We start from the raw sequence: 22,010 nt of genomic DNA, 5'->3' as shown, positions 1-22,010 counted from the left end.
TCAGGCCCCGGGCGTCCAGCCCAGCTGCGGGGCGATGCGCTCGGCGACGGCGCGCAGGATGCGCCGGTGCGACTCCACTCCGCCGACCGCCGGGAGCGTCACCGTGAGCGCGTCCGCTTCGGCGAGCGCCGGATCCGCGGCGAGCGACGCGACGATCCGCTCCGGGCTCCCGCTGTGGAGGGGGCTGAAGCGCATCGGGGCGGCGATGATCGACCGGTCGGCCGTGCGGGGGCGGCCCTCGTCGTCCATCCGCGCGAGGTAGCCCTCGATGAAGGGGCGGTGCGCCTCCTCGTCGGCGGTGTCCAGCAGCGGAAGCACGATGCGGCCCGCCGTCACCCTCGATGTGCGCCCCGGGTGCGCGGCGGCGAAGGCCTCGCGGTAGGCGCGGATCTGCACGGCCTGCTGCTCGGCGAACGGCAGGCCCGTCTCCTCCGTGTTGAGCGTGGACACCTGCAGGTGCATGCCCTGCTCGCCCGCCCGGACCGCGGAGGACACCGTTCCCGCCCCGTACCAGAGCCGGTCGGCCAGGCCTGGAGCATGCGGCTGCTGGATGAGCGGAGCGCCGACCGGGACCGACATCAGCGCCGACTCCGCGACGCCGAGCACGGCGCCCGAGAGCGCCTCGCGGAGCCGTGCGATGCGCTCCTGCGCCTCCTCGCGGAAGTCGCGCTCGGCCTGCCCGAACACCCCGTCGAACACGGAGGCGAGGTGCGCGAAGCCGCTGCTGACACCGAGGTCGAGGCGTCCGCCCGAGAGCAGGTCCACGGTCGCGGCGTCCTCGGCGAGGCGCACGGGCGACTCGTACCGGGCGCCGATGACCGCGGTCCCGAGGCGGAGGCGGCAAGTCCGCTGGGAGGCGGCCGCGAAGAAGGTCAGCGGAGACGCCAGGTAGCGCTCGAAGTGCCGCACGCGGACCCAGCCGGTGCCGTAGCCGAGCTCCTCGGCGAGCTCGAGCAGGGCGAGCCCGTCCTCGAGGCTCCGCGCGGCGTCGCCCGGCTGCTCGGGGCCCTCCGGGTACGGCACGAAGGTCAGCAGGTCCAGTCCGAGGCGGCGGGTCACGCTGCGACGCTACTCCGGCCGGACCCGCCCCGACGACGGAACGGACGGCGCCGCCCGCCGGAGCAGGGGCACCGTCCGTTCCGACGGTGGTGCGGGGAGGACGGGCGCTAGAGCGCCGCGTAGACCTCGCGGAGCAGGGCGGCCGTCTCGGACGGCGTCTTGCCGACCTTCACGCCCGCGGCCTCGAGGGCCTCCTTCTTGGCCTGCGCGGTCCCGGCCGAGCCGGAGACGATGGCTCCGGCGTGGCCCATCGTCTTGCCCTCGGGGGCGGTGAAGCCCGCGACGTAGCCGACGACGGGCTTCGTGACGTTCGCCTTGATGAAGTCCGCGGCGCGCTCCTCGGCGTCGCCGCCGATCTCGCCGATCATCACGATCGCCTTCGTCTCGGGGTCGGCCTCGAACGCGGCGAGCGCGTCGATGTGCGTCGTGCCGATGATCGGGTCGCCGCCGATGCCGATGGCGGTCGAGAAGCCGAGGTCGCGGAGCTCGTACATCATCTGGTAGGTCAGGGTGCCCGACTTGGAGACGAGACCGATGGGGCCCTTGCCGGTGATCGTCGCGGGCGTGATGCCCACGAGCGACTCGCCCGGCGTGATGATGCCGGGGCAGTTCGGGCCGATGATCCGGGTCTTGTTCCCCTTCTCCTGCGCGTACGCCCAGAACTCCGCGGAGTCCTGCACCGGGATGCCCTCGGTGATGACGACGAGGAGGCCGATCTCGGCGTCGATCGCCTCGATGACGGCGTCCTTCGAGAAGGCGGGCGGCACGAACGCGATGGAGACGTCGGCGCCGGTGGCCTCCATCGCCTCCTTCACGGTGCCGAAGACGGGGAGCTCGACGTCGCCGTGGGTGACGGTCGTGCCGGCCTTGCGGGCGTTGACGCCGCCGACAACGTTCGTGCCGGCCTTGAGCATCAGCGCGGTGTGCTTGGTGCCCTCGCCGCCGGTGATGCCCTGGACGATGACCTTGGAGTCCTTGGTGAGGAAGATCGACATGCTTGTTCTCTGATTCCTTGAGTCGTCGGGTCCGTTACGCGGCGGCGAGGGCGGCGGCCTTGTCGGCGCCCTCGTCCATGGTCGCGGCGAGCGTGATGAGCGGGTTGGCGGCGGCCTGGAGGATCGCGCGGCCCTCCTCGACCTTGTTGCCGTCGAGGCGGACGACGAGCGGCTTGGTGGCCGAGTCGCCGAGGATCTCGAGCGCCTGGAGGATGCCGTTGGCGACCGCGTCGCACGCGGTGATGCCGCCGAAGACGTTGACGAAGACGCTCTTGACCTGCTCGTCGCCGAGGATCACGTCGAGGCCGTTCGCCATCACCTGGGCGGAGGCTCCACCGCCGATGTCGAGGAAGTTGGCCGGCTTCACGCCGTTGTGCCTCTCTCCGGCGTAGGCGACGACGTCGAGGGTCGACATGACCAGGCCGGCGCCGTTGCCGATGATGCCGACCTCGCCGTCGAGCTTCACGTAGTTGAGGTCGTTCTCCTTGGCCTTCGCCTCGAGCGGGTCGGCGGCGTCCTTGTCCTCGAGCGCGGCGTGGTCCGCGTGGCGGAAGCCGGCGTTCTCGTCGAGCGAGACCTTGCCGTCGAGCGCGACGATGTCGCCCTCCTCGGTGAGCACGAGCGGGTTCACCTCGACGAGCGTGGCGTCCTCGCCGGTGTAGACGTCGTAGAGCTTCACCAGGACGGGCGCGACCTTGGCGATCAGCTCCTCCGGGAACTTCGCCGCGCGGGCGATCTCCTCGGCCTTGGCCTGGTCGATGCCCTGGCCGGGGACGACCTCGACGCGCGCGAGGGCGTCGGGGCGCTCGACGGCGAGCTGCTCGATCTCCATGCCGCCCTCGTAGGAGGTGAGCGAGAGGTAGGAGCGGTTGGCCCGGTCGAGCAGCACCGAGAAGTAGAACTCGCGGTCGATGCGCGCACCACCGGCGACCATGACGCGCTTGACGACGTGGCCCTTGATGTCGAGGCCGAGGATCGACTGCGCCGCGGCGAACGCGTCCTCGGGGGTCTTCGCGACCTTCACGCCGCCCGCCTTGCCGCGGCCGCCGATCTTGACCTGCGCCTTGACGACGGTGACGCCGCCGAGCTTCTCCGCCGCGGCGCGCACCTCCTCCGGCGTGTCGGCGACGATGCCCGGGAGCACGGGGACGCCGTACTTCTCGAACAGATCACGGGCCTGGTATTCGAAGAGATCCACGCTGCATTCCCATTCCGCGCCGAGCGCGCTTGCGTTTCGAGTTCGAGGTGGCCCGGACGACGCCGGAGTCTCGGCACTGTCCCTGGGCCGCGCCGAGTCTACTCCGCACCCGCCGGGGGCTTCCCGTGCGCCCGCTCCGCGCCCGCCGGACGCCCGCCGGGCGGCACCGGCTCCTCCTCCGCCCTCCGCTCCCGCGTAGCGTGGAGCCATGTCGTCGGCCTCCCGCACTCCGGACGTCTTCCGCGAGGGCGTGTTCCTGCTGGCGGGGGCGCGCGCGATCCTCCTCCAGATCGCGCACCCGGCGGTCGGGCAGGGCGTCGCCGACCACTCCGACTTCGTGCACCGGGCCGTGAACCGCCTGCACGGGACGCTCTCCTACCTCTACGTCCTCCACTACGGCACTCCGGAGGACGTCCGCGCCGTCCGCCGCCGGGTCAACAGGGCGCACGTGCCCGTCCGCGGCCCCGGGTACACCGCCTTCGACCCGGAGCTGCAGCGCTGGGTCGCCGCGACGCTCACCCAGTCGATGCTGCAGCTCTACGAGGGCGCCTTCGGCGCGCTGAGCGAGGAGGAGGCGGACGACATCGTGCGCCGCTCCGTCGTCGTCGGCGCCGCTCTGCAGATGCCCGCGGAGCTCTGGCCCGACTCCCGCACCGCGTTCGACGCCTACTGGGAGCGGGAGCTGGAGCGCCTCGAGGTCACGCCCGCCGCCTTCCGCGTCGCCCACGACCTCCTGGGCCCGAGCATCGCCGCCTGGTACCTGCGCCCGCTCGGCCCCTACCTCCGCCTGATGACCGCCGGCCTGCTCCCGGCGGCGCTCCGCGAGCCGTTCGGCTTCCGCTGGACCCCGCGGCAGGAGGCGCGGTTCGAGCGGGCGCTCTCGCGCACCTTCGCCGTCTACCGCCTCCTTCCCGCGAGCGTGAGGACGGCGCCCAGCCGCTTCTCCCTCGCCCGGATCCGCCGCGACGCTCAGAAGCCGGCGACGACCTCCCAGCCCGCGTAGGCGGCGAGCTCCAGCCCGAGCGCCTGAGCGGCCGCCCGCGCCTCGTCGATCCCGCGCTCGTCGCGCACGTCGACGGTGACCGGCACGCTGTCGCCGAACCCCGCGATCTCGACCCGCGCGCTCGTCGGGCCGCTGTAGAGCGGCACGTGCGCGTCCGCGGTCCGGGAACCGACCACGCGCGAGCCGGTCGCCTCCGCGATCACCGCGAGGGCGAACGGAGCCGTCACCACCGCGTCCGTGTAGAGCGTCGCCTCACCGCGCATCGCGCCTCCCGTCGTCCGACCCGCGGAACCGGGCCGCAGCAGTCCGACTGTAGGCAGCCGCCCGCGCCTCCCGCACCCCCTTCCGCTCGGCGCCGGGATGCGCACTCCCCGCCCGCCCGTGCTGAACATCCGGTGCGGATCGCTCGACGCGGCCCCCCGCCGGATCTACGGTGGATCACCCGGCATCCGCCGCGGCGGTCAACGACGACTGGAGCCTTGATGAGCATCACCGAACCCCGCACGGCCGAGGCCCCCGCCGCTCCCCCGTCCGCCGCCGGCTTCGGCACCCTCTCCGTCGCGGCCATCCTGGCGGAGGCGGCGCGGCGCACTCCCGACACGATCGCGATCCGCGTGGGCGAGCAGGCCGTCGACTACGCGACCCTCTGGCGGCAGACCCGGGCCTACGCAGGAGCCCTCCGCGCCCGGGGCATCGGCCCGGGCGACCGCGTGGCCCTTCTCGTCCCGAACGTCCCCGACTTCCCTCGCGGCTACTTCGCTGTCCTCGCGCTCGGCGCCGTGGTGGTCCCGGTGCACGCCCTGCTCAAGCACGACGAGATCGCCTACGTCCTCCGCGACTCCGGAGCCGTCGCGCTCGTGTGCGCCGCCCCGCTGCTCGCCGAGGGGGCCGCAGGAGCGGACCTCGCCGGTGTTCCCGTGCTGAGCGTGATGGTGCCCGACGGCACGGCCTCGCCCCTTCCGCGCCTGGAGGACCTCGCCGCGGAGGCCTCGCCGATCGACGGCTACGTGCCCCGCTCCCCCTCCGACACGGCGACGATCCTCTACACCAGCGGCACCACCGGCCGCCCGAAGGGGGCGGAGGGGACGCACTTCGCGATCGTCTCGCAGTCGGACGTGCTGCTGATGAACACGTTCGACCTGCACCGCGGCGACGTGGTGCTCGGGGCGCTGCCGCTCTTCCACACGTTCGGGCAGGTCTGCGCGATGAACACGGCCTTCCGCACCGCCGCGACGGTCGTCCTGGTGCCGAAGTTCGACGGCGACGCCGCCCTCGAGGCGATGATCGCCCACGGCTGCACGGTGTTCGAGGGCGTGCCCACGATGTACGTCGCCCTGCTCGACGCCGCGACCCGGCGCGAGGACCGGCCGCCGCTGCGCTACGCGGTCTCGGGAGGCGCCGCCCTGCCCGTCGCCGTGATCGAGCGCTTCCGGGAGGTGTTCGGGGTCGAGATCTACGAGGGCTACGGACTCACCGAGACCTCCCCTGTCGCCACCTTCAATCACGTCGGAGTCCCGCCGCGGCCGGGCACGGTCGGCACGCCGATCTGGGGCGTCGAGGTCGAGGTCGCGCGCCCCGACGTGACCGACCGCGTCGAGCTGGTCCCCCGGGGCGAGCTCGGCGAGATCGTGGTGCGCGGGCACAACCTGATGAAGGGCTACCTCGGCAACCCGGCGGCGACCGCGGAGGCGGTGATCGACGGCTGGTTCCGCACCGGAGACCTGGGCACGAAGGACGAGGAGGACTACATCCGCATCCTCGACCGCACGAAGGACATGATCATCCGCAACGGCTACAACGTGTACCCGCGCGAGGTCGAGGAGGTGCTGATCGGGCACCCGGCCGTGCAGAACGCGGCGGTCTTCGGGATCCCGGACGAGCGCCACGGCCAGGAGGTGATGGCCGCGGTGATCCTCGCCCCGTCGGCGACCGCCACCGCCGAGGAGCTGATCGCCTACGCGAACGAGCACCTGGCCGCGTTCAAGTTCCCCCGCCGCGTCGAGTTCGTCGACGCGCTGCCCCTGGGACCCAGCGGCAAGGTCCTGAAGCGGGAGCTCGTCGCGCGGTACGCCGGCTGACTCCTTCCGCGAGATGCCACGTGAGTACGCCCGCTACGGCGTGTCGCGTACCGAAGTGGCATCTCGCGGAGAGCGACCGGGGGGCACACGGGAAGGGACGGACGTCAGCCGAGCAGCGACCATACGGCGGAGGCGAGGACCGTGCCGACCACGGCCCCCGCGACGACCTGGGCGGGCGTGTGCGCGCCGAGGCGCACCCTCGACCAGAGCACCCACAGCACGATCGGCACGCTGACGAGGAGCGAGAGCGGTCCGTACGCGATCAGCACGACGACCGCGCACGTGGCGACCACCGCCGCGTGCCCGGACAGCTTCCAGACCAGGTTGACCACGCCGACGGCGAGCACCACGGCCACCGTCACCACGCCGAACGTGGTCACCGCGGCGGGAGCGCCGAGCACGGCGAGCAGCACCAGGCCGACCGCGATCGACACCAGCGCCAGCGCGATCGGCAGAGCTCGCTCGCGTCGGTCCGGCACGTGGTGGTCGCCGTGGATCCGGCCGGTGCGCATCAGCAGGCGGATGACCAGGTAGGGCACCACGCCGACGAAGAGCGCCGCGAGCGCTCCCCAGGCGACGCCGAGCAGGGGCGGATCCGCGACGCGCGCGCCGACCACGACCGGCACGAGCACCGCGAGGACCGCCGGGGAGAACACCTCCGTCGCGAGCCGTGCGGCCGCCGAGCCGCCCGCCACCGGGCTAGATCTTCTCGATCGGCGCGACCTTGATCAGCAGCTTCTTCGCACCCACCTGGTCGAAGAGCACGTGCGCCACGCGCTTCGAGCCCTCGCCCGTCACCGCGTTCACGCGCCCCTCGCCGAAGTCGGTGTGCCGGATGCGGTCGCCCGCGATCAGCTCCAGGTCGCCGTTGTCGCGCACCATGCCGGTGATCCGGTTCGGGAACTCGCCCTTGGCCTTCGGCGCCGCGGCGAGCGCCTCCCGGAACTCGGCGTTCGAGCGCGACCGGCCGAAGCCGGGCCGCTGCGCGTTCAGGGCCCGGGGCTGCGTGCCGCCGCGCGAGGTCGCCGCACCGGGCGACTGGCGCCACTGGATCAGCTCGCCCGGGATCTCCTGCAGGAACCGGCTCGGCATCGCGACCGAGGTCTCGCCGTACTGCGCCCGGGTCATCGCGAGCGAGAGGTAGAGGCGCTTGCGGGCCCGGGTGATCCCCACGTAGAACAGCCGCCGCTCCTCGGCCGGTCCGCCGGGCTCGTTCGCCGAGATGCGGTGCGGGAGCAGGTCCTCCTCGATCCCGGTGAGGAACACGGCGTCGTACTCGAGGCCCTTCGCCGTGTGCAGGGTCATCAGCGAGACGGTGCCGGAGTCGTCGTCGAGGTCGTCGGCCGCGGCGACCAGCGAGACCTCGGTGAGGAAGTCGACCAGTCCGCCGTCCGGGTTGTTGCGGGCGAACTCCTTCGTGACGGCGACGAGCTCGTCGACGTTCTCGGCGCGTGCCTCGTCCTGCGGGTCGCGACTGGAACGGAGCATGTCGAGGTAGCCGCTGCGGGTGAGCAGCGCCGTCAGCACCTCGTGCACCTTCGCCTCGCCGCCCTCCCGCGCGGGGTCGAGCATCAGGGCGCACTCGTCGAGGAGGGTCGCGAGGTCGACGATCGCCTTCGTCACCTTCGGGCCCATCCCCAGCGAGCCGGCGTTGCGCATCGCCTCGCGCAGTGTCACCGCGTTGGTGTCGGCGAACGACTGCAGCTGCGCCTCCGTCGCGGGGCCGATGCCGCGCTTCGGGGTGTTCATGATGCGCCGCAGCGCGAGAACGTCGGCCGGGTTCGCCACCGTGATCAGGTACGCCAGGGCGTCCTTGATCTCGGCGCGCTCGTAGAACTTCGTGCCGCCCAGGATCCGGTAGGGCAGCGCGGAGCGGATGAAGATCTCCTCCAGTGCCCGGGTCTGGGCGTTGGTGCGGTAGAAGACCGCGATCTCGTCGTAGCCGGTGCCCGCAGCGTGCAGGCGTGCGATCTCGTCGACCACGAACTGCGCCTCGTCGTGACCCGAGTACCCGGTGTAGCCGACGATCTTCTCCCCGTCACCGCTGGAGGACCAGAGGTTCTTCGCGCGGCGGTCGAAGTTGTTCGAGATCACGGCGTTGGCCGCCGAGAGGATGTTCTGCGTCGAGCGGTAGTTCTGCTCGAGCAGGATCACCCGGCAGCCCGGGAAGTCGCGCTCGAACTCGACGATGTTGCGGATGTCGGCGCCGCGGAACGCGTAGATGGACTGGTCCGAGTCGCCGACGACGGTGAGCGAGGCACCCGGGATCGAGCCGTCGGCCGTGACCGGCCCGCGGTAGGGACGGTCGAACTGCGCCGCCGCCATCGTCGCCGGCGGCACGGGCCGGGTCAGCTCGTGGATCAGCGAGTACTGGGCGTGGTTCGTGTCCTGGTACTCGTCGACCAGCACGTGGCGGAAGCGCCGCTGGTACTTCGCGGCGACGTGCGGGAAGGCGCGGAAGAGGTAGACGGTCTGCGCGATCAGGTCGTCGAAGTCGAACGCGTTCGCCCCCTCGAGGGCCCGCGAGTAGGCCCGGAAGACCTGGAGGAACATCTCCTCGTTGGGATCGCTGAGGTTCGCGGTCCGGGCGTAGGAGTCGACGTCGGCGAGCTCGTTCTTGAGCTTGGAGATCTTCGAGGAGGCGCTCGCGACGGTGATCCCGAGCGAGTCGGCCTCGAGGTCCTTCACGATGCGCTTGAGCAGCGCGCGCTGATCGCCCGAGTCGTAGATCGTGAACGACCTGGTCATGCCGAAGTTCTCGGCCTCTCGGCGCAGGATCCGCACGCACGCGGAGTGGAAGGTCGAGATCCACATCCCCTCGGCGCTCTGCCCCACCAGCTTCTCGACGCGCTCGCGCATCTCGGCCGCGGCCTTGTTGGTGAACGTGATCGCGAGGATCTGGCTCGGCCAGGCCTCGCCGTTGCCCAGGAGGCTCGCGATGCGCCGGGTGAGGACGCTGGTCTTGCCCGAGCCGGCCCCCGCGACGATGAGCAGCGCGTCTCCGCGGTACTCGACGGCCTCGCGCTGCTGGGGGTTCAGACCCGCGACGAGCTGCTCGTGCGCCGGGTCGGTGCGGGGCGCGTCCCCGGGGCCGCCGGGGGGACCGACGATGACCGGGGTGGCGCGGGAGTCGCTCGGATCGAAGAGGAAGCTCATGTCCCTCCGAGTGTAGATCGCCCCTCCGACACCGGGAGCGGTCAGGCGGTCCGCTGACGCGGCGCGGGCGAGGTGAGCGCCCCGCCGACGTCCAGTCCGCGCCACGCGAGGGAGAAGCCGAGCACGGCGAGCGCCGACGTCGACACCGCCAGGAGCTGCAGGAGGGCGAACGCGGTGAGGTCCTTGGTGTCGTCGGGGTAGTACTGGATGCCCTGGACGGCGAGCGCCGCGAGGAGTACCACCACGATCACGGAGCACACGAGGAGCAGGCGGTTCACGCCGCGCCGCGCGGGCCTCTTCGGCGCTCGGCCCACCTGGGCCCTGGTGGTCAGCCACGCGCAGGCGACGGAGGCGGAGGCCAGCGCGACGAGGTCGGCCCCCAGGACGTCGCTCGCCCGATGCCAGGACGCGGCCATCGTCAGGTTGCCGACCAGCACCACGACCGCGCCGCCCAGCGCGAGCACGACGGTCCGCGCCCGCCCGGGCACGACCATCGCCAGGGCGAAGACGACCGAGACGGCCGCCGCGGTGTGCCCGCTCGGGAAGCTGCCGCCGGTGTACCAGGAGTCGGTGTCGACCAGCTCGGGCCGCTCGAGGACCACGTTCTTGAGCAGCTGGGTGAGCCCGGCCGTGACGACGATCGAGCCGACGGAGGCGACGGCCAGCGCCGGGCGCCGCCGGATCAGCGCGATCGCCGCGACGAGCAGGGCGCCGACGACCATGGAGAGCGGGGTGACGTCCGCGAGCGCCCCGGCGGCGGCGCCGGTGGCCCGGCCGAAGACGAGGTCGGCGCCTCGGAGCCCCGAGTTCTCGACGCCCTGGCCCTGTGGGGTGAGCACGGCGAGCCAGTACACGGCGGCGACGCCGATCACGGCGAGGACGGCGGTGGTGATCCAGCGGCGGGTGATGCGCTCACGGGTGGACACGGGGCCTCCTCTCGAGGGTCGGGCGGGCGGTGGTGAGCCGATGATGCCAGCGCAGCCTCCGCGTCCGCTCGGCACGCGCCGGAGGAGCGCCCGATCGCCGGACCGGTCAGCCGCGGAGCAGGCGCTCCTGCTCGGCAGCCCGCGCCTCGATCGCCAGATCGGGCTGGTCGGCGAAGACGCCGTCGACTCCCGAGCGGAGGATCATCGCGAACTCCTCCTGCCAGCCGCCGTACTCCGCCGGGTCCTTCCCGCGCCGGTGCACCTTCTCGAGGAAGCGGTTCTCCGCGCGCAGCGTCCAGCAGTAGACCTCGAGCCCGGCCGCGTGGGCGTGCTCGACGAGCGGACCGGTCCCCGTCGCCCGGCCGGCCGCGTCCCGGGAGAAGAGCATGCTCTTGTCGACGCTGATGCCGTCGACGACGCCGGCGAGGTTCCGCAGTCCCGCGGGCGTGGTGAAGGCGGAGTAGGGGGCCGCGTCGGAGCCGTGGGCGGCCACGAGGTCGGGCGGGGCGCCGCGCGACTCGAGCAGGTAGATCCGGCGGGTGCCGACACCGCTCACCCCGAGCCGCTCCAGGACGGTCTTCTCGAAGCTCTCGATCGTGAGCCGCGGATCACGCGGACCCCAGCCCGCGGCGGCGAGCTCCTCGCGCAGCAGCACGTCCAGCGGCAGCCCGATCCCGGCGAAGTACGTCGCGTGCTTGATCTCGGCGACGAGCCCCGGCGGAGCGAGCGGATCGTCCTCCGCCGCCCGGTCCAGCAGCGCCAGCAGCTCGCTGAAGCGCAGCAGCGGGAACTGCCCGTCGAAGGTGGCGCTGGAGCCGCGCACGGCCGGCAGCCGCTCGCGGGCCCGCAGCTCCGACAGCTCGTCCCAGGTGAAGTCCTCGGTGAACCAGCCGGTGATGTCGCGGCCGTCGATCCGCTTCGTGGTGCGGCGCGCGGCGAACTCCGGGCGCTTCTCGACGTCCGTCGTGCCGGAGATCTCGTTCTCGTGGCGCAGGACGAGCACGCCGTCGCGGGTCGCCACCAGATCGGGCTCCAGCGCATCGGCGCCCAGCGCGATCGCCAGCTCGTAGGCGGAGCGGGTGTGCTCCGGCCGGTAGCCGCTCGCTCCGCGGTGGCCGATGACGAGCGGTGACTGGCGCGCGGGCATGCCGCGATCCTAAGGGCGGCACTGCGCGGCTCGCAGCGGAGTCGAGGTCCGCTCGAAGAGAACAGCCAGACTCTGAGAGGTGCTCTCAGATATGGTGGTGTCCATCGTCGCAGTCCTCTCGGATCCGCGGCGCACCCCGCACCCACAGCGACTCAGATCCGCGAGTTCCCTCGGAGACCAGCGCACCTGAGAGAAGAGGAACCATGGCAAGCAACAATCCGGCCTTCGGACGCCCGGAGTTCAGCAACCGCGGCTACGCCGGCCGCGTGCAGGACCTCCCGGACGTCTCCCCCGGCACGCTCGACCAGATGTACTCCCGTCCGGCCGCCGGCTCCGTCGAGACCGACCGGATGACCGTCGAGGACACCCTCGCCAAGACCGCCCTCGCCTTCGTCGTGCTCCTCGCGGGTGCGGCCGTCGGCTGGTTCGTCCCGGGTCTGATGCTCCCCGCCGTGCTCGTCGCACTGGTGCTGGGCATCGTCAACGCCTTCAAGAAGCAGCCGTCGCCCGCCCTGATCCTCGGCTACGCCGCGACCCAGGGCATCGCGGTCGGTGCGATCTCGAGATTCTTCGAGAGCGCGTACGCCGGAGCGGTCGTCCAGGCCCTCATGGCGACCGTCATCGTGATCGGCGTCACCCTGGCGCTGTTCATGAACGGCAAGATCCGCACCTCGCCGAAGCTCAACAAGATCTTCTTCATCGGCATGATCAGCTACGCGGTGTTCTCGCTGGTGAACCTGGGCCTCGGCCTCTTCGGCGTCGGCGGCGGCTTCGGTCTCCGCACCGGCTTCATCGGCATCGTGATCGGCCTCATCGCCGTCGCGCTCGCCACGTACTCGCTCGTGATGGACTTCGAGTTCATCCAGCAGGGCGTGCGCAACCGCCTCCCCCGCATCTACGGCTGGACCGGCGCCTACGGCATCCTGGTCACCGTCGTCTGGATGTACCTGGAGCTGCTGCGCCTCGTCGCGATCTTCCGCGAGTAGCACGGCGCACCACGTCCGACGGGCGCTCGACCTCCGGGTCGGGCGCCCGTCGTCGTTAACGGCCCCCGCCGTTCCCGGTGCTCTGCCGGGAGCGCCTGGCACGATGGAGCGATGAGCGCCGCAGACTCCCGGATCGTCGGCCTGGACGTCGCACGCGGCCTGGCCGTTCTGGGCATGTTCGCCGCCCACCTCGCCCCCGTCGAGAGCGAGATGCTCTGGAACGGCCGCAGCTCCGTCCTCTTCGCCGTGCTGGCGGGAGTGTCGATCGGGCTGATGACGGGCGGTGCGCAGCGCTCCTCGCGGCCCTGGCACGACACGGGGTCGATCCTGCTCCGCGGGCTGTACCTGCTCGTCATCGGCGTCGCCCTGACGCTGCTCGGGACGCCGATCGCGGTGATCCTCCCGCACTACGGAGTGATGTTCCTCGTCGCGGCGCTGCTGCTCTTCCTGCCGCGGGCGGTCCTCGCCGTGCTGGTCGCGGTCGCCGCGATCGCCGGGCCCCTCGCGGTCGACGCGCTGACGAGCGCCGGCGGCTCCTGGCTCTCGACCCTGTCGCCCGACGAGGCGCTCCTGGCCGCGCAGCCCCTCACCTGGCTCACCCAGTACTACCCGGTGCCGTCGTGGCTGGCGTACGTGGTCCTCGGCCTCCTGATCGCGCGCTGCGACATCCGGTCCGCGACCACCCAGCGCTGGGTCGTCGTCGGCGGCGCCGTCTCGGCCGTGCTCGGCTACGGCGGCGGGCTGCTGCTCGGGGGGCCGGAGGCGGTGGAGGCGCACGCCAGCACCACCGCCGAGCTGCTCGGGGCGGGCGGGGTCGCCTGCGTCGTCCTCGGCGCGCTGACGGCTCTGCTGCAGCGGCTGCCGCTCCTGGCGCGTGCGGCGACTCCGATCGCGGCCGTCGGTGCGATGCCGTTGACGATCTACTCGCTGCAGCTCGTGGCGCTGGCGGTGTACCTCGTCCCGTTCGAGCCGTTCGACTTCGAGGCGTGGCGCAGCTGGGCGCTGCTCGGCGTCTTCGTGGTCGGCTCGATCGTCGCCGCTCTCCTCTGGCGGCGGCTCGTGGGGCAGGGCCCGCTGGAGTGGCTGCTCGCGCGCGCGTCGCTGCGGCCTCGGGGTCCGCGTGCGGCGCTGGGTTAGGGTGGCCGGATGATCACGCGTCGCGAGGCCGCTCAGCGCCTCGACATCCCCCTCGAGATGGCGACGCGGCACGGCATCCCCACCCGCTTGTCGGAGGAGGAGCTCACTGCCCTCGAGCAGGATCCGCCCGCCTGGCTCGTTCAGTCGCGGGCGAACCGCACGGGCAGGCGCCCCGTGTGGGTGACTCTCGACTGCGCCGTCTGCGGCCGCTCCGAGGCCGCCCGCCCGAAGAAGTGGTGGCCCGAGTTCACGTTCCTCGTCTGCGAGGATCACTCCCCCGCCTCCTGGCCGCACCACCCCGAGGGCCACCGCCGCGACGAGTACGACGGCATCGGCACCCGCTTCATCGGCGTCCTCGACACCCCCGCCTGACTCGCGCTCGCGCGCCGGCCGCCTGCGCCTGCACCGGGAACGGCCCCGCAGGGGCTCGTTCCCCACCACCCGCACCCCGGGAACGGCCCCGCAGGGGCTCGTTCCCACCGCCTGCACCCCGGGAACGGCCCCGCAGGGGCTCGCTCCCCCACACCCTCCCCACAACGAGGAACGGCCCCCTCGAAGGGAGCCGTTCCTGACGTTCCGCGGGTCTCCGCGCGGTCAGCTGCAAGGCGGAGAAGGGCGCGATACCGGAGGTATCGCAACCGCCGACAACGCCGCAGATGACCGTGCGGAGACCCGCGGAATCACTCCCACTCGATGGTGCCGGGGGGCTTGGAGGTCACATCCAGCACCACCCGGTTCACGCCGCTCACCTCATTGGTGATGCGGTTGGAGATGCGGGCGAGGAGGTCGTAGGGCAGGCGGGTCCAGTCGGCGGTCATCGCGTCCTCGGAGGAGACGGGACGCAGGACGATCGGGTGGCCGTAGGTGCGGCCGTCGCCCTGGACGCCGACCGAGCGGACGTCGGCGAGGAGGACGACGGGGCACTGCCAGATCTCGGTGTCGAGGCCGGCGGCGGTGAGCTCGGCGCGGACGATGGCGTCGGCGTCCTGCAGCAGATCGAGCCGCTCCTGGGTGACCTCGCCGACGATGCGGATGCCCAGGCCGGGGCCGGGGAAGGGCTGGCGGCCGACGATGGCCTCGGGGAGGCCGAGCTCGCGGCCGATCGCGCGGACCTCGTCCTTGAAGAGGGTGCGGAGCGGCTCGACGAGCGCGAACTGCAGGTCCTCGGGGAGTCCGCCGACGTTGTGGTGGGACTTGATGTTGGCGGTGCCGGTGCCGCCGCCGGATTCGACGACGTCGGGGTAGAGCGTGCCCTGGACGAGGAAGTCGATCGTCTCGCCCTCGCCCTGCGCTTCGAGCACGAGCGCTTCGGCGGCGGCCTCGAAGGTGCGGATGAACTCGCGGCCGATGATCTTGCGCTTCTGCTCCGGGTCGCTGACGCCGGCGAGCGCGTCGAGGAACTGCTCGCGCGCGTCGACGGTGACCAGGCGGACGCCGGTCGCGGCGACGTAGTCCTCCTCGACCTGGCGGCGCTCGTCCTTGCGGAGGAGTCCGTGGTCGACGAAGACGCAGGTGAGCTGGTCGCCGATGGCGCGGTGCACGATCGCGGCGGCGACGGCGGAGTCGACTCCGCCGGACAGGCCGCAGATGACGCGGCCTGTGCCGACCTGCTCGCGGATCACGGCGACCTGGTCGTCGATCACGTTGGAGGAGTTCCAGTCGGCCGGGATGCCCGCGGCGCGGTGGAGGAAGTTCTCGATCACGGCCTGGCCGTAGGCGGAGTGCTTGACCTCGGGGTGCCACTGCACGCCGTAGAGGCGGCGCTCGTCGTTGCCGAAGGCGGCGACCGGGGTGGAGCTCGTGGAGGCGAGGACCTCGAAGCCCGCGGGCGCCTGTGCGACCGAGTCGCCGTGGCTCATCCACACCGTCTGGTCGGCGGGCTGCTCGCCGAGGAGCACGCCGCCGTCGGTCGAGAGGGCGGCGTCGGTCGCTCCGTACTCGCGCAGCCCCGTGTTGGCGACCTCGCCGCCGAGCGTCTTCGCCATCACCTGGAAGCCGTAGCAGATGCCCAGGACCGGGACGCCGAGGTCGAAGATCGCGGGATCGAGCTGCGGAGCGCCCTCCTCGTACACGCTGGAGGGGCCGCCCGAGAGGATGATGCCGACCGGCGACTTCGCGGCGATCTCGGCGGCCGTGGCGCTCGAGGGCACGATCTCGGAGTAGACGTTCGCCTCGCGGACCCGGCGGGCGATCAGCTGCGCGTACTGCGCGCCGAAGTCGACGACGAGGACGGGCTGCGCGGCCAGGTGCGGCTGGGGAGCGGTGGGCTGCTCGCTAATGGGGGGCCTCCACGGAGTCGGTCGGGGTCTTCGGGTCGGTGCCGGCGGTCCGGCGCTCGAGGTACTGCTCGACCTCGCGGGCGATGCGGGTCTCGACGAAGAAGGAGAGGGTGGGCACCACGCCGCCGAGCGCGATGAGCACGAAGCGCGTGAACGGCCAGCGCATGAGGCTCCACAGGCGGAAGTCGGCGAAGAGGTAGACGACGTAGAACCAGCCGTGCGCGATCAGGATGCCGGTGGACAGGTTCGCCCCGGTGCCGCTGGACTTGAACTCGCCTCCGGGCACCTCGTACATCGGAGCGAAGTGCAGGACGCCCTGCTGGCCGAAGGCGAACAGCTCGAGGTGGAAGACGTACTTGAGCAGCATCTCCGCGCAGAGCAGGAGCAGCATCACGCCGGTGATGATCGAGGTCACCCGGTAGAAGCGCAGTGCGCTCCGGATCGCAGGGAACTGCGCGGGCTTGGGCTCGAGGGGCATGGCGACCAGTTTACGGTGCGGGGGCGGGGGCCTCGGCCCGGGCGCGCTCCTCGGCGTCGAGCGCCTCCTCCGCCTCGCGCTCCCACGCGTCCTTGACGAGGCGGAACCAGAGGTAGAGGGCGAAGCCGGCGAAGACGACCCACTCGATCGCGTAGAAGACGTTGAGCCAGTTCAGCGAGACGTCGCTCACGCGCGCCGGGGAGTCGATGGCCTCGAGGCCGGCGACCGGCTCGTCGACGACCACGTAGCCCTGGTAGACGTCCTGCGGCGGGTCCGGCCAGCGGTTGATCAGCGCCGGGACGGAGAGCGCGGTGAGGGTCGCGGGATCCAGGCCCTCCGCCGGCGCCTCCGCGGCCTCGTTGGCCACGAGGCGGCCGGTGAAGGAGGAGGGCGCCTGCTCGCTCCCGCTGTTCAGCGCGTCCGCGACGGACTGCGCCTGCGCCTCGTCCTGCGTCCAGCCGTAGGCGAGCACGAGGTCGGCGTCGGCGGTGCGCGTGCGGGCGATGACCCACCAGCCCGGCTGCTCGCCGTTCAGGCGGCCGCCGAGGATCTCGGCCCCGCCCGGCACGAGGACGGACGAGCCGTCCACGCGCTGGCCGTCGGCGGTCGCCGTGATCGAGCGGGAGGGGGTCGCGACCTCGCCGAGCGGGAGCGTCGTCTCCGACACTCCGGAGTCGGGAGCCGCGGCCTCGACCGCGCGGCCGACCTGCCACTGCCCGAGGGCGGCGAAGAGCCCGGCGATCAGGAGCGCGAGCGCCAGCGCGGCGATCCAGCGCGGGCGCCGGGCCACCTGCCCGACCGTGCTCTGCGTCATTCGTCCCTCGTCCGCCGTCGATCCGCGCGGTGTCCCGCGAGCCGGATCGAGCCTAACCCGTGAGTGTGGGAGCTCCGTGGGATCAGTAGTCGGGCTCCCTCGGGCGGCGGGGCCGGGCGTCGTCGGCGCCGTCGGACTGCTGCATCGCCTGGTCGATGAGCGCCTGGCGCATCGGATCGGGGAACTCGTCGTCGAGCTCGTCCGGCTCCGCGGGGCGCCTTGGAGGAGCGGGGGCCTCCTCCGCGGCGACGGCGGGCGCGGCCATCGCCGCCTCCACGAGCGCGAAGTCCTCCTCGTCCATCGCCGTGGCCGCTGCAGGCGCCGGGCGGTGCCTCCGCCGCGAGAGGAACGCGCCGATGCTCTCGGAGCGCGAGGCGAGGATCGGCCCGACGATGGCCATGATCAGCACGTAGAGGCCGGCGAAGGGCTGGATCCGCTCGTCGAGCCCCGCCGAGAGCGAGAGCGTCGCCAGGATGAGCGCGAACTCGCCCCGGTTGTGCAGGATGAACGCCGCGTTCAGGCCGGCGCGCGGTCCGAGCTTGTTGAGCCAGGCGACGAACTGCCCCGCGCCGAGGTTGAGGACGATGGTCATCACCGCGGCGATGAGCACCGGCACCACGACGCTCGGGAACGCGCCGGGATCCAGCCCGAGACCGAAGTTGACGAAGAAGAAGGCGCCGAACACGTCGCGCAGCGGGATCGCGATGTGCTCGACCCTCGACCGGAACCGCGTCGCACCGATGACCAGTCCGATCAGGAACGCGCCGATGGCGTCCGTCACTCCGAGGACCTCGCCGATGCCGCCGAACAGGATGGCGAGTCCGAAGAACAGGATCGTGAACAGCTCGTCGTCGCGGGTGCGGAAGAAGCGGGAGACGACCTTCCCGCCCCAGCGGGCGATCGCGAACATCACCACGAGGAACGCGAACGCGATGACGAGCTTGAGCACCACCGGCCACGGCTCCGTCTCCCCCGAGAGCACGACGGACACGATCGCCAGGTACACCGCGATGAAGATGTCCTCGACGACCGTGACGCCCAGGATCATCGGCGTCTCGGGGTTCGCCAGGCGCTTGAGCTCGATCAGCAGCTTGGTGACGATCGCGCTCGAGCTCGTCGCCGTGATGCCCGCGATGATCAGCGCCTCGCGGCTGCCCCAGCCCAGCGCGAAGCCGAAGCCCAGGCCGACGGCCATGTTGACCGCGATGTAGGAGCCTCCGGAGAGGATCAGGCGGCCGGCGTTCCCGAAGAACTCGTCCTGGTCGAACTCCAGACCGAGGTTGAACAGCAGCAGGATCAGTCCGAAGACCGCGGTCAGCTCGATGTAGCTCGACTCGAAGTCGAGCGGGAAGAGGTGGAAGTTCGGACTCGCGAGGAGCCCGACGACCATGTAGATCGGGATGGCCGGGAGCCCGATCGTCCTCCCCAGCCGGCCGAGGACGTAGGCGACGACGAACAGGACGCCGAGGACGATGAGGTCTTCGCCGTGGTGCATCCTCAGGCTCCGGGCGGGGCGTCGACCGTCTTGGCGAAGCTGCCGGTGCGGAAGAACGCGAACGCCTTGGCGACCTTCTCGGGGCTGCCGGCCACCACGAGGGTGTCGCCGGGGAAGACGCGGAAGTCGGGGGCCGGCGCCGGGTTGGCGGCGTCGCCCCGGACCACGGCGACGACGGTCAGCCCGACGATCCCGCGGTCGGCCGGCTTGCCGAGCTGCTGTCCGGCGATGTGGTCGTCGTAGTCGACGGTGAACCAGTCGATCGAGAGGCCCGGGATCTGGTCGAGCGCGGTCAGCGACTCCGTGATCTGCGTGCCGCCGAGCAGCTCGGCGAGCGTGTGCGCCTCGTCGTCGCTCAGGCGGAGGGACACCTTGGCGCCGTCCTGGTCGCCCTCGGCGAACGTGATCAGGTCGCTGTGGCCGGAGCGGTGGGCGATGACGCCGACCTTGCCGCCGTCGGCCGTCAGGAAGGTGTGCAGAACGCCGACACCGGGCAGTTTGACCCTGCGGACCTCGACCATGCGTGCTCCCTCCGCGCCGTGCGGCGCTCCCACTCGGGACTTCCAGCTTAGGCGCGCTGCGGACCCTCCGGCCGAGGGAACCCCGACCCGTCGAGGGAGCCCGCAGTTCCTGGCGGTCTCGACGGTCCGGGGTTCCCTCGCTGTCCACAGGGGGTGGAGGGGAGTTTCCACAGACGGGGAAGGCGGAGGGGAGGAGGGGCGGCGAGGAGGCGAGAGTGGGGGGATGAGTGCGGTGAGGATCTTCCGGGACGAGGCGTGCGGCCGGTCGGACGAGTTCGTGCGGCTGCGCCGCGGAGTGTACGTGCGGGCGGGCGAGTGGGCGGAGGCCTCGGTGGACGAGAGGCAGCGGGCGCGGATCGACGCAGTGGCCGCGACCTGGACCGCGCCCTTCTTCCTCCGCGAGTCGGCGGCTGCGGTCTGGGGACTCCCCCTGGTCGAGCCGCTCGCGGAGACCGTCCACGTCGAGGGGGCGACGGACGTGGGCAGCCGGACGCGCAACGGCGTCGCCGAGCACCGGGGCGCGCGTCTGCCCTCGCTCGCGCTGATCGACGGTCTCGCCGTCTCGGACCTCGCGCAGACCGTCTTCGATCTGGCGCGGTTCTCCTCCTTCCGGCGCGCCGTCGTCGCGGCCGACCACGCCCTCCGCCTCGTCGACGAGGGCGGCTCGCCCCTGCTCACGCGTGAGGAGCTCCTGCGCCGGCACGCGGAGCTGCCCCCGGGCTCCCGGGGCCGCACGACGAGCGCCGCCGTGATCGCCTTCGCCGATCCCGCCTCCGAGACTCCGCTCGAGTCGATCAGCCGAGTAGCGGTGCACGTCGGCGGGCTGCCCGCGCCGGTACTCCAGCATCCTGTGCGCGACCAGGACGGGCTCGCCGGGATCGTCGACTTCTTCTTCGAGGAGGCGGGCGTGATCGGCGAAGCGGACGGCGACCACAAGTACACCGACCCGGCGTTCCTCCGGGGGCGCTCGCCTGAGCAGATGCTGCTGGCCGAGAAGCGCCGCGAGGACCGGCTCCGCGCCCGGGTCCGCAGCGTCGTCCGCTGGGGCTGGCGCGAAGCCTACGAGGTCCGCCCCCTGCTCGTCCGGCTGGCCCGCGCAGGCGTCCGACGCGTCGAGGGAACCCCCAACCGTCGAGGGAGCCGGCTGTTCACGGCGGCCTCGACGGTCCGGGGTTCCCTCGGTCGGTGAGCGTCAGCTCGGCTGGTACGGAGCGACGACGACCTCGACCCGCTGGAACTCCTTGAGGTCGGAGTAGCCGGTCGTCGCCATCGAGCGGCGCAGGGCGCCGATGAGGTTCGCCGTGCCGTCGGCGCCGGTGGCCGGGCCGTAGAGGACCTGCTCGAGGGTGCCGACGGTGCCGACCTCGACGCGCCGACCGCGCGGCAGCTGCGGGTGGTGCGCCTCCGCGCCCCAGTGCCAGCCGCCGCCCGGAGCGTCGGTCGCACGGGCCAGCGCCGAGCCGAGCATCACGGCGTCCGCGCCCACGGCGACAGCCTTCACGATGTCGCCGGAGGTGCCGAGGCCGCCGTCCGCGATGACGTGCACATAGCGTCCGCCCGACTCGTCGAGGTAGTCGCGGCGAGCGCCGGCGACATCGGCGACCGCGGTCGCCATCGGAGCCTGGATGCCGAGCGTCGTGCGGGTGGTGGAGGCGGCACCGCCGCCGAACCCGACGAGGACGCCCGCGGCGCCCGTGCGCATGAGGTGCAGCGCCGCGGTGTACGTGGAGGCGCCGCCGACGATGACGGGGACGTCGAGCTCGTAGATGAACTTCTTGAGGTTCAGCGGCTCGGTGTCGCGCGAGACGTGCTCGGCCGAGACGGTCGTGCCGCGGATGACGAACACGTCGACCCCGGCGTCGACGACGGTCTGGTAGAGCTCCGCGGTCCGCTGGGGCGACAGTGCACCGGCGACGGTCACTCCCGCGGCGCGGATCTCGGCCAGGCGCGCGGTCACCAGCTCGGGGCGGATCGGAGCGGAGTAGATCTCCTGCATCCGCTGCGTCGCGGTCTCGGCCGGAAGCCGGCGGATCTCCTCGAGCAGCGGCTCCGGGTCCTCGTACCGCGTCCACAGGCCCTCGAGGTCGAGCACGCCCAGCGCCCCCAGATGCCCGAGCCGGATCGCCGTCGCCGGCGACACCACCGAGTCCATCGGCGCGGCGAGGATCGGCGTCGCGAACTGGTACGCGTCGATCGACCACTTCACCGACACGACCTCGGGGTCGCGCGTCCGGCGGCTCGGGACGACGGCGATGTCGTCGAAGGCGTACGCGCGGCGGGCGCGCTTGGCGCGCCCGATCTCGATCTCCATGAGGCCGAGTTTACTGTGGCTCGCTCCTCGCTCCGCTCGCCGCTCGCCCGCAGTCGGCTCGAGCGGGTGGTCACGTTCCGCAGAGCGTCCTCCGTCCGCGCTACGACGATCCGCTCGCACGCGGATCGCCGGTCACCGCCGAGCGGTGTCAGCTGTGGCTCGCTCCTCGCTCCTCGCTCCGCTCGTCACTCGCCCGCAGTCGGCCCGAGTGGGCGGTCGCGTTCCGCAGAGCATCCCGCGTCCGCGCTACGACGATCCGCTCGCACGCGGATCGCCGGTCACCGCCGAGCGGTGTCAGCTGTGGCTCGCTCCTCGCTCCGCTCGTCGCTCGCCCGCAGTCGGCTCGAGCGGGTGGTCACGTTCCGCAGAGCGTCCTCCGTCCGCGCTACGACGATCCGCTCGCACGCGGATCGCCGGTCACCGCCGC

20 protein-coding genes are annotated in these 22,010 nt (G+C 72.2%); 6 read left to right on the top strand and 14 right to left on the bottom strand.

From position 1 onward, the window contains the following. The 3 genes from C5D08_RS10085 to sucC all read right to left on the bottom strand — a co-directional run bounded on the left by C5D08_RS10085 (position 1) and on the right by sucC (position 3,252). On the bottom strand, positions 1 to 1,059 hold the full coding sequence (locus tag C5D08_RS10085) for an LLM class flavin-dependent oxidoreductase (RefSeq protein ID WP_104276933.1): 1,059 nt from the start codon (positions 1,057 to 1,059) through the stop codon (positions 1 to 3). A gap of 107 nt (positions 1,060 to 1,166) precedes the next feature. Then, positions 1,167 to 2,054 carry a succinate--CoA ligase subunit alpha gene (gene sucD, locus C5D08_RS10080; protein ID WP_104224929.1) on the bottom strand — a complete coding sequence of 296 codons (888 nt, stop codon included), beginning with the start codon at positions 2,052 to 2,054 and terminating at the stop codon, positions 1,167 to 1,169. 34 nt (positions 2,055 to 2,088) lie between these two features. Continuing rightward, positions 2,089 to 3,252: an ADP-forming succinate--CoA ligase subunit beta gene (gene sucC / locus C5D08_RS10075; protein ID WP_104276932.1), complete on the bottom strand. Its 1,164-nt coding sequence runs from the start codon at positions 3,250 to 3,252 to the stop codon at positions 2,089 to 2,091. A 208-nt stretch (positions 3,253 to 3,460) separates the two neighbouring features. Here sucC and C5D08_RS10070 point away from each other — a divergent pair, with 208 nt between their 5' ends. Further along, positions 3,461 to 4,255 carry an oxygenase MpaB family protein gene (locus C5D08_RS10070; RefSeq protein WP_104276931.1) on the top strand — a complete coding sequence of 265 codons (795 nt, stop codon included), beginning with the start codon at positions 3,461 to 3,463 and terminating at the stop codon, positions 4,253 to 4,255. On the opposite strand, the gene C5D08_RS10065 is transcribed toward C5D08_RS10070, so the two are convergent. Then, positions 4,222 to 4,518, bottom strand: a complete 297-nt coding sequence (locus C5D08_RS10065; protein WP_104276930.1) for a hypothetical protein — start codon at positions 4,516 to 4,518, stop codon at positions 4,222 to 4,224. The genes C5D08_RS10070 and C5D08_RS10065 overlap by 34 nt on opposite strands. A 219-nt stretch (positions 4,519 to 4,737) precedes the next feature. On the opposite strand from C5D08_RS10065, the gene C5D08_RS10060 reads away from it, so the two are divergent. Next, positions 4,738 to 6,333, top strand: coding sequence for a long-chain fatty acid--CoA ligase (locus C5D08_RS10060; RefSeq protein WP_104276929.1), 1,596 nt, complete (start codon positions 4,738 to 4,740; stop codon positions 6,331 to 6,333). Positions 6,334 to 6,437: 104 nt separating this feature from the next. On the opposite strand, the gene C5D08_RS10055 is transcribed toward C5D08_RS10060, so the two are convergent. The 4 genes from C5D08_RS10055 to C5D08_RS10040 all read right to left on the bottom strand — a co-directional run bounded on the left by C5D08_RS10055 (position 6,438) and on the right by C5D08_RS10040 (position 11,562). Continuing rightward, positions 6,438 to 7,028: a phosphatase PAP2 family protein gene (locus C5D08_RS10055; protein WP_104276928.1), complete on the bottom strand. Its 591-nt coding sequence runs from the start codon at positions 7,026 to 7,028 to the stop codon at positions 6,438 to 6,440. Positions 7,029 to 7,032: 4 nt separating this feature from the next. Beyond that, positions 7,033 to 9,489 carry an ATP-dependent helicase gene (locus C5D08_RS10050; RefSeq protein ID WP_104276927.1) on the bottom strand — a complete coding sequence of 819 codons (2,457 nt, stop codon included), beginning with the start codon at positions 9,487 to 9,489 and terminating at the stop codon, positions 7,033 to 7,035. Positions 9,490 to 9,530: 41 nt separating this feature from the next. After that, positions 9,531 to 10,415 carry a phosphatase PAP2 family protein gene (locus tag C5D08_RS10045; RefSeq protein ID WP_104276926.1) on the bottom strand — a complete coding sequence of 295 codons (885 nt, stop codon included), beginning with the start codon at positions 10,413 to 10,415 and terminating at the stop codon, positions 9,531 to 9,533. Positions 10,416 to 10,521: 106 nt separating this feature from the next. Then, on the bottom strand, positions 10,522 to 11,562 hold the full coding sequence (locus C5D08_RS10040) for a glycerophosphodiester phosphodiesterase family protein (protein ID WP_104276925.1): 1,041 nt from the start codon (positions 11,560 to 11,562) through the stop codon (positions 10,522 to 10,524). A 203-nt stretch (positions 11,563 to 11,765) separates the two neighbouring features. Here C5D08_RS10040 and C5D08_RS10035 point away from each other — a divergent pair, with 203 nt between their 5' ends. The 3 genes from C5D08_RS10035 (at position 11,766) to C5D08_RS10025 (ending at position 14,057) form a co-directional block, all read left to right on the top strand. Next, positions 11,766 to 12,548, top strand: coding sequence for a Bax inhibitor-1/YccA family protein (locus tag C5D08_RS10035; RefSeq protein WP_104276924.1), 783 nt, complete (start codon positions 11,766 to 11,768; stop codon positions 12,546 to 12,548). A 111-nt stretch (positions 12,549 to 12,659) separates the two neighbouring features. Continuing rightward, positions 12,660 to 13,685 carry a DUF418 domain-containing protein gene (locus C5D08_RS10030; RefSeq protein WP_104276923.1) on the top strand — a complete coding sequence of 342 codons (1,026 nt, stop codon included), beginning with the start codon at positions 12,660 to 12,662 and terminating at the stop codon, positions 13,683 to 13,685. Positions 13,686 to 13,694: 9 nt separating this feature from the next. Beyond that, on the top strand, positions 13,695 to 14,057 hold the full coding sequence (locus C5D08_RS10025; RefSeq protein ID WP_104276922.1) for a DUF5997 family protein: 363 nt from the start codon (positions 13,695 to 13,697) through the stop codon (positions 14,055 to 14,057). 308 nt (positions 14,058 to 14,365) lie between these two features. Here the strand turns inward: C5D08_RS10025 and guaA are convergent, their stop codons facing one another. From guaA to C5D08_RS10000, 5 genes are all read right to left on the bottom strand, one after another. Continuing rightward, the gene (gene guaA / locus C5D08_RS10020; RefSeq protein WP_104276921.1) at positions 14,366 to 15,931 is read right to left on the bottom strand and encodes a glutamine-hydrolyzing GMP synthase; all 1,566 of its coding nucleotides are present in this window, start codon (positions 15,929 to 15,931) and stop codon (positions 14,366 to 14,368) included. Between the two features lie 28 nt (positions 15,932 to 15,959). Further along, the gene (locus C5D08_RS10015) at positions 15,960 to 16,442 is read right to left on the bottom strand and encodes a DUF3817 domain-containing protein (RefSeq protein ID WP_104274234.1); all 483 of its coding nucleotides are present in this window, start codon (positions 16,440 to 16,442) and stop codon (positions 15,960 to 15,962) included. A 10-nt stretch (positions 16,443 to 16,452) separates the two neighbouring features. Next, positions 16,453 to 17,256, bottom strand: coding sequence for an SURF1 family cytochrome oxidase biogenesis protein (locus C5D08_RS10010; protein WP_104276920.1), 804 nt, complete (start codon positions 17,254 to 17,256; stop codon positions 16,453 to 16,455). A gap of 82 nt (positions 17,257 to 17,338) precedes the next feature. Beyond that, positions 17,339 to 18,751 carry a cation:proton antiporter gene (locus C5D08_RS10005; RefSeq protein WP_104276919.1) on the bottom strand — a complete coding sequence of 471 codons (1,413 nt, stop codon included), beginning with the start codon at positions 18,749 to 18,751 and terminating at the stop codon, positions 17,339 to 17,341. Between the two features lie 2 nt (positions 18,752 to 18,753). Continuing rightward, positions 18,754 to 19,272, bottom strand: coding sequence for a cation:proton antiporter regulatory subunit (locus C5D08_RS10000; protein ID WP_068256939.1), 519 nt, complete (start codon positions 19,270 to 19,272; stop codon positions 18,754 to 18,756). A gap of 223 nt (positions 19,273 to 19,495) precedes the next feature. Between C5D08_RS10000 and C5D08_RS09995 the strand changes: the two genes are divergently transcribed. After that, a complete protein-coding gene (locus C5D08_RS09995) occupies positions 19,496 to 20,461 on the top strand; it encodes a hypothetical protein (protein WP_104276918.1) in 966 nt (321 codons plus the stop codon). A 3-nt stretch (positions 20,462 to 20,464) separates the two neighbouring features. Here the strand turns inward: C5D08_RS09995 and C5D08_RS09990 are convergent, their stop codons facing one another. Beyond that, entirely contained in the window at positions 20,465 to 21,583 is a 1,119-nt protein-coding gene (locus C5D08_RS09990; RefSeq protein ID WP_104224734.1) for a GuaB3 family IMP dehydrogenase-related protein, read from the bottom strand. Positions 21,584 to 22,010 lie beyond the last annotated feature (427 nt).

It is taken from the genome of Rathayibacter sp. AY1B6, from assembly GCF_002932755.1.
Taxonomy (GTDB): Bacteria; Actinomycetota; Actinomycetes; order Actinomycetales; family Microbacteriaceae; genus Rathayibacter.
This window is presented reverse-complemented; position numbering and strand designations above follow the sequence as displayed.